Genomic DNA, 12,359 nt, shown 5'->3' with positions numbered 1-12,359 from the left:
GGCAGCGGGGGGCCCCCCCCCGCGCCCCCGCGGGGGCCCGGGGGCCCGGCCCCGGGGCCCCGCGCCCCCCGGGGCGGCGGGGGGGCCGCCCCCCCCGCGCCCCGGGGGGGGGGGGGGGGGGGGGCCCGGCTGGGGCCGGGCCCCCGCCGCCTTATTCGCTTGCCCGGCTGCGGTGCGGCCCGGCACTGTGGCCGGACCACGAGCCAGGGAGGCAGCACCGCCGATGGAGATCCGTCCCACGACCGAGCAGGACCGCGACGTCTTCATCGACACGCTCTTCGCGGCGTTCGGGCGCTTCCCGGAGCCCCCGGCCGAGCGGGACCGCGTCTGGTCGGCCCTGGAAATGGACCGCGCCCTGTTCGCCGTGACGGCCGAGGGCCGGCCCGTCGGCACCACCGCCGCGTACTCCTTCGAGCTGACCCTGCCCGGGTCGGTGGTGACCCCGGCCCCCGGCGTGACCGCCGTCGGCGTCCTGCCCTCGCACCGGCGCCAGGGCGTGCTCACCGCGATGATGCGTCACCACCTCGACGACGCCCGGGCGCGCGGGGAGTTCCTTTCCGTGCTGCTGTCCAGCGAGGCCGTCATCTACCGCAGGTTCGGCTACGGGCCGGCGACCACGACGCACCGGCTGACGGTGCCGCGCCATCAGGCCGCCTTCGCCGTCCCGCGGGGCGCGGCCGTCCCGGTGCCCGGCTCGATCGAGGTGCTGCGGCGCGCCGAGTGCGCCGAGATCCTGGAGGACGTCTACGACCGCTACCGCCGGACCCGGCCGGGCGCGCTGTCCCGGCCGCACCACTGGTGGGCCCGCGGCGCCGGGCGGCCACCGGTGTCCCCGGCGTCGCGCTACGTCGCCGTCCACCGCGACGCGGACGGCGTCCCGGACGGGTACGCCACCTACGTGATCGAAGGCGCCGGCACCTTGACGGTCGACGAGACGATCGCGGCGGACGACGCGGTCGCGACGGCCCTGGCCCGGTTCCTGCTCGACCACGACCTGGCGACCGAGGTCGTGTTCCGGCAGTGCCCGCCCGGGCACCCCCTGCGCTGGCAGCTGGCCGACATCCGCGCGGCCCGGGCGAGCGACGAAACGGACTGGCTCTGGGTGCGGATCCTGGACGTCCCGCGGGCGCTGACGGCCCGCGGCTGGCTGACCGACGGCGAGCTCGTCCTCGAGGTCGACGACCCGTTCGCCGGCGAGCACGGCCGCTACCTGCTGACGGTCCGCGACGGCAAGGCCGAGTGCGTCCCGACGGACCGGGACCCCGACCTGTCCCTGGACGTGAGCGACCTGGGTTCGGTGTACCTCGGCGGAACCGCCCCGAGCACGCTGGTCCGGGCGGGTCACATCCGAGCCCACCACCCGGCGGCGCCGCTACTCGCCGACGCGCTGTTCCGCGCCGAGCGGGAGCCGCACTGCCTGCACTGGTTCTGAGCCGTTCGGAGAGCGGGTGACCGGGAGGTCGAGCGTGCGCTCTTCGGCGTCGAGGGCGAGGGAGCCTTCCCGTTCAGAGAGCGGGGGTGACCGCGAGCCCGAGCTTGCCGGCCAGCCGGCCGATCCAAGCTTCGACCTCCTCCGGCGACCGGTCCGGCAACCCGAAGATCGTCTCGGTCACGCCGAGGGAATCCAGGTGTGCCAACCGGTCCGGGTCGGGCCGCTCGCCGAGGGCGCAGATCTGGGGCGCCCCCGAACGTCCCTCGGCGGCCCAGATCTCCTTCAGCAGCGCCACGTGGCCGTCGAGGTCGGAGTCCGCCGGGGTGGTGATCCAGCCGTCCGCGTGGCGGGCTATCCAGCGGAACGTCTTCTCCGTCGGGCCCGCGCCGAGCAGGACCGGGATGTGGGCCTGGATCGGCTTCGGCCACGCCCAGCTCGGCCCGAACGAGACGAACTCCCCGTCGTACGAAGCCTCTTCGGACGTCCACAGTGCATTCATCGCTTCGAGGTACTCGCGCAGGGCCGTGCGGCGGCGGTTGCCCGGGACGCCGTGGTCGGTCAGTTCGTCGACGTTCCAGCCGAAGCCCGTGCCGAGCGTCACGCGGCCGCCGGACAGGTGGTCCAGGCTCGCGATCGTCTTGGCGAGCGTGATCGGGTCGCTCTCCACCGGGAGGGCCACCGCCGTGGACAGCCGGATCCGCGACGTCACCGCCGCCGCCGTCGCCAGCGCCACCCACGGGTCGAGGGTGCGGCTGTAGCGGTCGTCGGGCAGGGACGCGTCACCCGTTCGCGGGTGCGGTGACTCGCGCTTGACCGGGATGTGAGTGTGCTCGGGTACGTAGAAGGTGGCGAACCCGGCAGCTTCCGCCGCGCGCGCCGCGGAAGCCGGGGTGATGCCTCGGTCGCTGGTGAACAGCACGATTCCGTAGTCCACGCGAGGGAGCGTATTAGAACGTGTTTCAGTTTTCAAGGTCGGTCGCGAGTGCGAAAAGTGGCAACACGGACGCGGAGCGTAACATCCGGTCGCGCCGGAGCGATGATCAAAGCGACCGGGGTGGGTACCCGGGAGATGCGGAGGCAGGGTGGACCTGGCAATCCATTGTGGACTCACGGTGTCCCAGCCAGTGGACGCGACGGCCGGGCTGGTTGGCGTGCGTATGCCCGTTTCCAGTACCGTGGACCACAGGTCGAGAGGCGCTGCAACGGACCACCGGGTCCGCCACGCTCGACCGGGATCCATCGAACAAGGGCGCCTCCCGGATGAGGGAGGCTGCCGGTGAACCCGATCACCCCGCGAGAAACCCCCAGCGAGCCCGAAGCCACCGCGCGCCTGCGCGAGCTGCTCGGGCAGCGGGTGGCGGTGCTCGACGGCGCGTGGGGCACCATGCTGCAGGGCGCCGGGCTGACCCCCGCCGACTACCGCGGTGACCGCTTCGGCGAGCACACCCACGACGTCACCGGCGACCCCGACCTGCTGAACCTCACCCGCCCGGACGTCATCCTCGACGTCCACCGCCAGTACCTCGCGGCCGGCGCGGACATCACCACCACGAACACCTTCACCGCCACCAGCATCGGCCAGGCCGACTACGGGCTGCAGGACCACGTCCACGAGATGAACGTCCGCGGCGCGCAGCTGGCCCGGCAGGCCGCCGACGAGCTGGGCGGGAAGTTCGTGGCGGGGTCCATCGGCCCGCTGAACGTCACGCTCAGCCTCTCGCCCAAGGTCGACGACCCGGCGTACCGCGCGGTGACGTTCGAGCAGGTCAAGGCCGCGTACGCGGAGCAGATCGCCGGGCTCGCCGAAGGCGGCGTCGACCTGCTGATGATCGAGACGATCTTCGACACGCTCAACTGCAAGGCGGCCATCGCCGCCGCCCGCGACGTCGCGCCGCACCTGCCGCTGTGGATCTCGGTCACCATCGTCGACCTGAGCGGCCGGACGCTCTCGGGCCAGACCGTCGAGGCGTTCTGGAGCTCGATCGAGCACGCGAAGCCGCTGGTCGTGGGCGTCAACTGCTCGCTGGGCGCCGAGGAGATGCGCCCGCACGTCGAGGAGCTCTCGCGGATCGCCGGCACCTACGTCGCCTGTCACCCGAACGCCGGGCTGCCCAACGCGTTCGGCGGCTACGACCAGACGCCGGACGAGACCGCCGGGCTGATCGGCGGGTTCGCCCGCGAAGGCCTGGTCAACCTGGTCGGCGGCTGCTGCGGCACGAGCCCGGCGCACATCGCGAAGATCGCCGCCGCGGCGAAGGGCGTCGCGCCCCGCGAGGTGCCCGCGCCGCGGACGCACACCCGGTTCAGCGGGCTCGAGCCGTTCGGCATCGGTGCCGACACCGGCTTCGTGATGATCGGCGAGCGCACCAACGTCACCGGCTCCAAGCGGTTCCGGCGGCTCATCGAGTCCGACGACCACCAGGGCGCCGTCGACGTCGCGCTGGAGCAGGTCCGCGGCGGGGCCAACCTGCTGGACGTCAACATGGACGCCGACCTGCTCGAGTCCGAGCAGGCGATGACGACGTTCCTCAACCTCATCGCCACCGAGCCCGAGGTGGCCCGGATCCCGGTGATGGTCGACAGCTCCAAGTGGACCGTGCTCGAAGCCGGCCTGCGCTGCCTGCAGGGCAAGGGCGTCGTCAACTCGATCAGCCTCAAGGAAGGCGAGGAGCCGTTCCTCGCCCAGGCCCGCACCATCCGCAACTACGGCGCCGGCGTCGTCGTGATGGCGTTCGACGAGCAGGGCCAGGCCGACACCGCCGACCGCAAGGTCGAGATCTGCGGCCGCGCGTACGACCTGCTGACGCAGGAGGCCGGGTTCGCGGGCGAGGACATCATCTTCGACCCGAACGTCCTCGCCGTCGCCACCGGCATCGCCGAGCACAACGGCTACGCGAAGGCGTTCATCGACGCGCTGCCCCGGATCAAGGAACGCTGCCCGGGCGTCCACATCAGCGGCGGCATCTCGAACCTGTCGTTCTCCTTCCGCGGCAACGACGTCGTGCGCGAGGCGATGCACTCGGCGTTCCTGTTCCACGCCGTGCAGGTCGGCCTCGACATGGGCATCGTCAACGCCGGCCAGCTCGCGGTCTACCAGGACATCCCGAAGGACCTGCTCGAACTGGTCGAGGACGTGCTCTTCGACCGCCGCGAGGACGCCACCGACCGGCTGGTGAGCTTCGCCGAGAACGTGAAGGGCAGCGGCACCAAACGCGTCGTGGACCTGTCGTGGCGCGAAGGCACCGTGGAGGAGCGGCTCTCGCACGCGCTCGTCCACGGCATCGTCGACTTCATCGAGGAGGACACCGAAGAGGCGCGCCAGGTCAAGGCCCGGCCGCTCGAGGTGATCGAAGGCCCGCTGATGGACGGCATGAAGATCGTCGGCGACCTGTTCGGCTCCGGCAAGATGTTCCTGCCGCAGGTGGTGAAGAGCGCCCGCGTCATGAAGCGCTCGGTCGCCTACCTCGAGCCGTTCATGGAGGCCGAGAAGGAGGAAGCCCGGCTGGCCGGGCGCGCCCAGGTGTCCAGCGGGCAGGGCAAGGTCGTGCTCGCCACGGTCAAGGGCGACGTCCACGACATCGGCAAGAACATCGTCGGCGTGGTGCTCGGCTGCAACAACTACGAGGTGATCGACCTCGGCGTGATGGTGCCGGCGGCGAAGATCCTCGACATCGCCGTCACCGAAGGAGCCGACGCCGTCGGGCTGTCCGGCCTGATCACGCCTTCGCTCGACGAGATGGTCAACGTCGCCACCGAGATGCAGCGCCGCGGCCTCAAGCTGCCGCTGCTGATCGGCGGCGCCACGACGTCCCGCCAGCACACCGCGGTCAAGATCGCGCCCGCCTACGACAACGCGACGGTGCACGTCCTCGACGCGTCGCGGGTGGTCGGCGTGGTGTCCGACCTGCTCGACCCGGACCGGTCGATCGTGCTGGCCGAGAAGAACCGGGCCGACCAGGACGTGCTGCGCGAGCAGCACGCGAACAAGCAGCGCCGCCCGATGCTCACCGTCGAGCAGGCCAGGGCGAACCCGGAGAAGGTGTCGTTCGACGGCCTGCCGACCCCGGCGTTCACCGGCCGCCGCGTCGTCGAGCCGAGCATCGCCGAGCTGCGCGAGATGGTCGACTGGCAGTTCCTGTTCCTCGCCTGGGAGCTCAAGGGCAAGTACCCGGCCATCCTGGAGCAGCCGGTCGCCCGCGAGCTGTTCGACGACGCGAACACCCTGCTCGACGAGATCATCGCGAACGGCAGCTTCCGCGCGAAGGGCGCGTACGCGTTCTGGCCGGCGCACAGCGAGGGTGACGACATCCTGCTCGACGGGGACTTCGCCCACGTCGGGTTCCCGATGCTGCGGCAGCAGACGTCGAAGCCGCTGGACCGCGCGAACCGCTGCCTGGCCGACTACATCGCGCCGGTGGGCGACCACCTCGGCGGCTTCGCGGTCGCCATCCACGGTGCCGGCGAGCTCGCCGCGAAGTACGAGGCCGAGCAGGACGACTACCGCGCGATCATGGTCAAGGCACTGGCCGACCGGCTGGCGGAGGCGTTCGCCGAGCACATCCACCTGCGGGCGCGCCGCGACTGGTTCGAGCCCGACGCCGAACCACTGCTGGAAGACCTGCATGCGGAGCGGTTCCGCGGCATCCGCCCGGCGCTCGGCTACCCGGCCAGCCCCGACCACAGCCAGAAGCGGGAGCTGTTCGAGCTGCTCGGGTCGGACGAGCTGGGCATGGCGCTGACCGAGTCGTTCGCGATGACGCCGGCGGCGAGCGTGTCCGGGCTGATCTTCGCCCACCCGGAATCGAAGTACTTCACCGTCGGCAGGCTCGGCCGCGACCAGGTCGAGGACTACGCGCGCCGCAAGGGCGTCGAACAGTCCGAGGTCGAGCAGTGGCTGCGGCCGAACCTGGCCTACGAGCCCGAGGCGTAGTCCTTCAGCTCGATGTCCGTGGCGAAGTTGTCGGTCGCCTTGAGCATCATGCGGAGCAGGAAGCGGGACTTGAACGTCAGGTCCCGCAGCTTGATCCGCAGCCGGGACGGCGGCGCGAGGAACGGGCCCGCGCTGCCGCGCTGCGAGACCTTCGCGTAGCCGCGGAAGAGTTCTTCGTAGCGCGCGAAGGCGACGTGGTGGTCGCCGTTCGCGGCCAGCAGCTCGCCGGCGAGCACGTACGCGCCGACGATCGCCAGGCCGGTGCCGAACCCGCCGAGGGTGTTTCCGTAGGCGGCGTCGCCGAGCAGGACGACCCGGCCGCGCGAGTAGTGGTCGATCGTGACGCGGGCGAGCGAGTCGAGGTAGAACTCGCGAGCCTGCGGGAGCTTCTCGATCAGTTCGGGCACCCGCCAGCCGGCGTCGCGGTAGGCGGCGGCGACCAGCTTCCGCTGGGTGTCCGTGTCGGTGCGGTCGTAGTCCAGCTCCGGTGCGGCGAAGACGAAGAACGCCGACGCCTTCGGCCCGCCGACCGCGGCCATCCGGCCCGGCTCGTTGTACATCACGGCTTGGCCGCCGTCGACCGGCTCGCCCAGCTCGGCCAAGGCGTAGTAGTGGCCGAGGAAGTTGACGTAGTCGCCTTCCGGGCCGAAGGCCAGCCGCCGGACGTTCGAGTGGATGCCGTCGGCGCCGACGACGAGGTCGAACCGGCGCGGCGCGGCCTTGGCGAAGGTGACGTCGACGCCGCCGGCCGTCTCGGTCAGCGACGTGATGGTGTCGCCGAAGAGGTACTCGCATCGCGCCGCGGTGCGCTCGTACAGGACGTCGGCCAGGTCGCCGCGGCGGATCTCGATCTCGCCGCCGGTGAACTCGCCGGGGATGACGGCTTGCGGCCGCCCGCCGGCGTCGATGATCGTCTGGTCGGTGCCCCCGGTCTGGCGGGCCACGACGTCGTCGAGGATGCCCATGCGCTCCAGGACGGTCCGGTGGGTGGCGCCCTTGAAGTCGACGGCCTGGCCGCCCGGGCGCACCGACGGCGCGCGTTCGACGACGGTGACGGTGCAGCCGTAGCGGGCCAGCCAGAGGGCGAGGGCGGGGCCGGCGATGCTGGCGCCGGAGATCAGGACGCGGAGGTTCTTCATGTCGCAGAGCTTCGCCGCCGGCGCTGACCGGTCCCTGGCGATCCGCTGACGGCGGCCGTCAGCGACTGTCGCGAATGGACCGCACGCGGACCGTGACGGCGGAAAATTCCCGGCCGTCACCAGGGCATTCCCGCCGGTTTTCGCACGTTGACCCCAGCCGGTGACGCGGGCACCATTTCCCGGGGGGAGAGGGGGCGGCGATGCTGGACAGCGAAACGCGACCGGCGGCCACCGCGCTCGGTGAGCTGCTGCGCAACGGGGAGCGCGCACTCGAGGCCGACGGCGACCTGCGGGCCGGCCGGGAGTGGTTCGACCGGGCGTACCGGGCCGCGGAGGCCGAGTGCGACGGGGCGGGGATGGCCCGCGCCGCGCTGGGCATGGGCGGACTGTGGGTGCACGAACACCGGAGCGCGCCCGCGGCGGCGCTGCTGCAGGCGTGGCTGCGCAGTGCCCGTACGGCGGTCGACCCGGGGTCGTCGCTGGCCCTGCGGCTCAAGGCCCGGCTCGCGGGCGAGGACGACTACGTGGCGGGGGAGAGCAATGCGATCCTCGCCGTGCTCGAAGAAGCCAAGCGCGCGGGCGACCCGGTCGCCTGGGCCGAGGCCGCGAGCCTGGCCCACCACTGCCTGCTCGGCCCCGACCACGGCGGTCAGCGCCGCGCGCTCGCGCAGGAGCTGATCACCGAGGGCTTCCGCACCGCCCGGCGCAGCGACCTGCTGATGGGCATGCTCTGGCGCACGGTCGACCTCTTCCTCGACGGCGACCAGCACGCCCAGCGCGGGCTCGCCGACCTGCGTGGCCTGCTGGCCGAACGCGACCACCTCGCGGTCGGGTTCGTGCTCGACGCGATCGACGTCATGCTCAGCATCCGCGCCGGCCGGTTCGACGAAGCCGAAGCCCGCGCGGCGGCCTGTGCGCTGCGCGGCGAGCAGGCCGGGGACGCCGACGCGATCGGCTGGTACACCGCGCAGCTCGGGGCGGTGCGCTGGTACCAGGGCCGCGTCGCCGAGCTGCTGCCGGTGCTGCGGGAGACGGTGCATTCGCCGACGCTCAGCTTGGTGGACAACGCGTTCGTCGCCGGCCTGGCCGTCTCCGCCGCTTCGGCCGGGGACGAGCGCGAGGCGGCCGGCGCGCTGGCCCGGCTGCGCGGGCGGGACCTGGCGCTGCTGCCGCGGTCGAGCAGCTGGCTCGTGTCGATGTACGGGATCGTCGAGTCGGCCTACCTGCTCTCCGACGTCGAGTCGGCGCTCGCCGCGTACGCGCTGCTCACGCCGTTCGCGCGGCTGCCGGTGATGGGCAGCCTCGCCGTAGCCTGCTTCGGCTCCGTGCAGCACGCGCTGGGCGTGGCGATGCTGACCGCGGGCGAGACCGAGCGCGCCACGGAGCACTTCCGGGCCGCGGTGCGTGACAACCTCGCGCTGGCCCACTGGCCGGCCGTGGCGCTGTCCCGCGCGCGGCTCGCGCAAGCGCTGGGACCCGGTTCGGCCGAAGCCGCGCGGGAGCTGGCCGCGGCGACGCGCGAGGCCGGGCAGCTCGGGATGGTGCTGCCCGACTTCGCGGACCGCGTCGTGGATCGGCGGGTCACCTGCCGGCGGCAGGGCAGCCACTGGCTCTTCGCCCTGGACGGGCGGTCCGCGCTGGTCGAGCACAGCGTCGGCATGGGCTACCTGGCGACGCTGCTGGACAACCCGGGCCACGAGCTGACCGCGGTCGAGCTGGCGCACGGGGTGGTCGCCGAGGTGACGACCACGCAGCCGGTGCTCGACCAGACAGCGACCGCGCACTACCGGCGCTGGCTCGCGAACCTCGAGGCCGAGCTCGACGAGCACGAGGCCAACCACGACGCGGGCCGGGCGGAGAAGGTGCGCACCGAGCGCGACTGGCTACTCGGGGAACTGTCCGCCGCGGCGGGGCTCGCGGGCCGGGTCCGCGAGTTCGCGGGCGCGGAGGAGAAGGCGCGGATCGCGGTGGGCAAGGCGATCCGCCGCGCGCTGACCCGCATCGCGGCGGCGGACGAGGTGATCGGCGACGTCCTGCGCGACGGCGTCCACACCGGCACCCGCTGCTCCTACCACCCCGGCTGACACCCACCCCGCTGACGCGCCCACCCCGCTGACGCGTCTTGAATGAGTCATTCAGGACCTCCGAAGACCTGAATGACTCATTCAAGACCTTTCGCGGCCCCTACTCGACCGCGCCGTTCTGGGTCACCAGCGTCTGGTACCAGGCGTCGTACGGGTGGTTCGTCGCCGGGTAGCTCGCCAGCGGCGTGGTCGCGTCGTCCGCCGAGTCGAAGTCCCAGCCGCGGACCAGCTTGCCCGACTGGCGGGCCGAGGTGATGAACGCCGACTCCGTCGCGGGCGCCCCGTAGAACAGCGCGCCCTGCTGCAGCTCCGCGCTGTCGCCCTTCTGGAACTCGTCGAACGCGACCTGGCGGTAGCGGATCCGGTCGCCGGTGACGCTCGCGGTGTCCGCGCGCAGGGTGTTCGACGGCGTCGGGCCGTCGGCGCCGGTCCACACCTTCACGCGCCGGGTGCCGTTGGTGGCGGTGTCCTTGGCGAACCGCGCGTCGGACGTCTTGGCGTTGCCGGTCCACGCCACTGTGGTGGCCGACAGGGTGCCGTTCCAGCTCCAGTTCTGGCTGCCGCTCTGGCTCTGGTGGATCTCCCGCAGGTGCGTCGCGTCGGTGAAGGCCACGGTCGGCTGGACGCCGTTGTCGTACTGGTGGCTGGCCTGCCAGGTGATCTCGCCGTCGGTGCCGAGCTTGCCGACGTGATACCAGAGCGTGCTCGCGCCCTGCGACTGGTGGACCTCGACGAGGTCGCCGTTGTCGTTGAGCGCGACGGCGGGGGTCTGGCCGCTGTCGTACTTGCCGTGCCGCAGCCAGGTGACGCGGCCGTCGGCGCCGTAGGTCCCGGTCCAGTACCAGAGCGCGCCGCCGCCGGAGTCGTGCACCTCGACGATCTGGCCACGGCCGTTCAGCGCGACCGCGGGGTGGTACCCGACGTCGCGCTTGTACTCACTGCGGCTGCCGCCGTCGCCCGAGAGCAGCGGCAGCACACGCCCGCGCAGCGCGTCCACGGTCGGCGAGCCGGCCGGGTAGTCCTGCGCCCGCAGCAGCCGGCTGCCGAACACCGACTCCAGCTCCTGGTTGACCGCGACGAGGTTGCCCTCGGCGAAGTTCGCGTTGTCGGTCAGGTCGTCCTTGAGGTCGAGCATGACGACGATCGGCGCGGCCGCCGGGTGCGCCGCCGACCAGGTGTTGACCGTGCTCAGCCAGTCCCGCAGGTTGTTCGACGCCGGGTTGCCGCCGCTGTGGTCGACGGCGTTGCCGGGCGAGTCGTGGCCGACGCCGTAGTCGTGGGTCGTGGCGTAGCCGTTGTCGTGGATGTCGAACTCGATGAACCGGACGCCGTGGTCGAGCTGGTAGGCGATCGAGTTCTTCGCGCCGTCGACGCTGCCCGAGTAGCTGTTGTGCGTGGCGCGGAAGACCGAGCCGGTGAACGGCGGGCTCGCCGCTTCGGCGGTTCCGCCGGTCAGCAGGGCGGCGGTGGTCAGAGCAGTGACGGCCAAGGCGGGCAGTCGGGTCATCCTCGGGTCCTCACGTCGGGAGCGGGGTGCCGATCATCCTGGCCGTCCGGAGCGGTCGTTGTCTCGAACATCCGGTGGAACGTCGTGGAACGCGAGTGGAACGCCTAGAAGGCGACAGCAGGACGTTCGAGGGAGGAAACACCATGACCCAGACAGGCGGACCCCAGTACCCGGATCCGACGCGGCCGGTGCCGCCGCAGGCGGGGATGCCCGGCCCGCCGCCTCCGCAGCCGCCCGCCTCGCCGAAGAAGTCGAAGAAGCGGCAGAAGATCGTGCTCACCGTGTTCCTGGTCGTCGTCGCCGCGATCCTCGCGCTGGTCTGGGTGGCCACCCGGTCCAACGGCGAGAACGCCCAGGTCGGCAACTGCGTCACCGAAAGCGGCGAGAACTACGTGAAGATCGTCGACTGCGGAACGCCCGAGGCGACGCTCAAGGTCGTCGCGCGGGTCGAGGACAAGACGCAGATCGAGGCGCAGATCAGCGCGTGCACGCCGTACCCCGACGCCGACCAGGTGTTCTGGCAGGGCAAGGAGGGCGAGACCGGCGTCGTGCTCTGCCTGGCGAAGACCGGCAAGTAGCGCGATGGCGGGCGGGAAGTTCTCGTTCACCGGCTCCGGCGAGGTCCGGGTTCGCAGCGGCGGGCGCACGCTCGCCGCGGCGGGTGACGTGATCGTCATCGGTGACCGGGTCTTCCGGCTGGCGGAAGTGGACCGGGTCGCCTACCACGCGGCGGCCCGGCCGCACCAGGCCAGCTACGCGCTGGGCCTGGCCCACGGCCCGGTGCGGAGCCGGTTCGTGTTCGACGCGTTCCGCGGCGGCAGCGAGCTCGAAGACGCCCGCGAGACGTGGCGGCGGCTGGTCGAACTGGTCGAATCGGCGGCCTGCCCGCGGATCGCGCGCACCGCGGTCGACGCCATCACGGCCGGCGCCACCGCCCGGTTCGGCGGGGGCGGGCACCCGCGGATCGACGCGGACGCCGAGGGGCTGCGCCGGCGGCGGTGGTTCGCGCCGAAGGTGCCGTGGGCCGGCGTGCTCGGCATCGACCTGCGCGCGGGCGAGGTGCGCGTGTGGACGGGCGGCCCGGAGCCGGAGCTCGCCACCGCGATGGCGGGCTGGAACGCGGTGGTCCTCCCGCGCGTCTTAGGAATGATGGTCGCCCACGAAAAAGAATCACGGGGAAGTCATTGATCACGAATTCTGCGGAATAGTCGGGAAACGTTCACGAAATCGGAGATCGAGTGTCCGTTGTGTCGCATTTGCGGCACCG

Annotated in this window: 8 protein-coding genes and 1 riboswitch; of the genes, 5 read left to right on the top strand and 3 right to left on the bottom strand. The window is 72.1% G+C overall.

Features of this window, described 5'->3' with window-relative positions; all coding sequences use genetic code 11:
* The first annotated feature begins 223 nt into the window (after positions 1-223).
* Complete coding sequence (locus QQ657_RS52920; RefSeq protein WP_284750077.1) at positions 224-1,432, top strand: GNAT family N-acetyltransferase; 1,209 nt, start codon at positions 224-226, stop codon at positions 1,430-1,432.
* 73 nt (positions 1,433-1,505) lie between these two features.
* Here the strand turns inward: QQ657_RS52920 and QQ657_RS52915 are convergent, their stop codons facing one another.
* Positions 1,506-2,366, bottom strand: coding sequence for a TIGR03619 family F420-dependent LLM class oxidoreductase (locus QQ657_RS52915; protein ID WP_284750076.1), 861 nt, complete (start codon positions 2,364-2,366; stop codon positions 1,506-1,508).
* Positions 2,367-2,615: 249 nt separating this feature from the next.
* Positions 2,616-2,694, top strand: a riboswitch (S-adenosyl-L-homocysteine riboswitch).
* A gap of 14 nt (positions 2,695-2,708) precedes the next feature.
* Between QQ657_RS52915 and metH the strand changes: the two genes are divergently transcribed.
* Positions 2,709-6,362, top strand: a complete 3,654-nt coding sequence (gene metH / locus QQ657_RS52910) for a methionine synthase (RefSeq protein WP_284750075.1) — start codon at positions 2,709-2,711, stop codon at positions 6,360-6,362.
* On the opposite strand, the gene QQ657_RS52905 is transcribed toward metH, so the two are convergent.
* Positions 6,344-7,501 (bottom strand): FAD-dependent monooxygenase, encoded by a 1,158-nt coding sequence (locus QQ657_RS52905; RefSeq protein WP_284750074.1) that lies wholly within the window; start codon positions 7,499-7,501, stop codon positions 6,344-6,346. The two genes, metH and QQ657_RS52905, sit on opposite strands and share 19 nt — an antisense overlap.
* A gap of 200 nt (positions 7,502-7,701) precedes the next feature.
* Here QQ657_RS52905 and QQ657_RS52900 point away from each other — a divergent pair, with 200 nt between their 5' ends.
* The gene (locus tag QQ657_RS52900) at positions 7,702-9,585 is read left to right on the top strand and encodes a hypothetical protein (protein ID WP_284750073.1); all 1,884 of its coding nucleotides are present in this window, start codon (positions 7,702-7,704) and stop codon (positions 9,583-9,585) included.
* A 100-nt stretch (positions 9,586-9,685) separates the two neighbouring features.
* Here the strand turns inward: QQ657_RS52900 and QQ657_RS52895 are convergent, their stop codons facing one another.
* Complete coding sequence (locus tag QQ657_RS52895; RefSeq protein WP_284750072.1) at positions 9,686-11,092, bottom strand: PI-PLC domain-containing protein; 1,407 nt, start codon at positions 11,090-11,092, stop codon at positions 9,686-9,688.
* Between the two features lie 143 nt (positions 11,093-11,235).
* Here QQ657_RS52895 and QQ657_RS52890 point away from each other — a divergent pair, with 143 nt between their 5' ends.
* Positions 11,236-11,670: an LppU/SCO3897 family protein gene (locus QQ657_RS52890; RefSeq protein ID WP_284750071.1), complete on the top strand. Its 435-nt coding sequence runs from the start codon at positions 11,236-11,238 to the stop codon at positions 11,668-11,670.
* Positions 11,671-11,674: 4 nt separating this feature from the next.
* Entirely contained in the window at positions 11,675-12,280 is a 606-nt protein-coding gene (locus QQ657_RS52885; RefSeq protein WP_284750070.1) for a hypothetical protein, read from the top strand.
* Positions 12,281-12,359 lie beyond the last annotated feature (79 nt).

Source organism: Amycolatopsis ponsaeliensis, from assembly GCF_030182635.1.
In the GTDB taxonomy this organism is placed as follows: Bacteria; Actinomycetota; Actinomycetes; order Mycobacteriales; family Pseudonocardiaceae; genus Amycolatopsis; species Amycolatopsis ponsaeliensis.
This window is presented reverse-complemented; position numbering and strand designations above follow the sequence as displayed.

What these genes read in the sequence shown, in the direction of transcription:
- QQ657_RS52900 (WP_284750073.1), top strand. Translation starts at nt 7,702, where the DNA reads ATGCTGGACAGCGAAACGCGACCGGCGGCCACCGCGCTCGGTGAGCTG.
- QQ657_RS52890 (WP_284750071.1), top strand. Translation starts at nt 11,236, where the DNA reads ATGACCCAGACAGGCGGACCCCAGTACCCGGATCCGACGCGGCCGGTG.
- QQ657_RS52895 (WP_284750072.1), bottom strand. Translation starts at nt 11,092, where the DNA reads ATGACCCGACTGCCCGCCTTGGCCGTCACTGCTCTGACCACCGCCGCC.
- QQ657_RS52905 (WP_284750074.1), bottom strand. Translation starts at nt 7,501, where the DNA reads ATGAAGAACCTCCGCGTCCTGATCTCCGGCGCCAGCATCGCCGGCCCC.
- QQ657_RS52885 (WP_284750070.1), top strand. Translation starts at nt 11,675, where the DNA reads ATGGCGGGCGGGAAGTTCTCGTTCACCGGCTCCGGCGAGGTCCGGGTT.
- QQ657_RS52920 (WP_284750077.1), top strand. Translation starts at nt 224, where the DNA reads ATGGAGATCCGTCCCACGACCGAGCAGGACCGCGACGTCTTCATCGAC.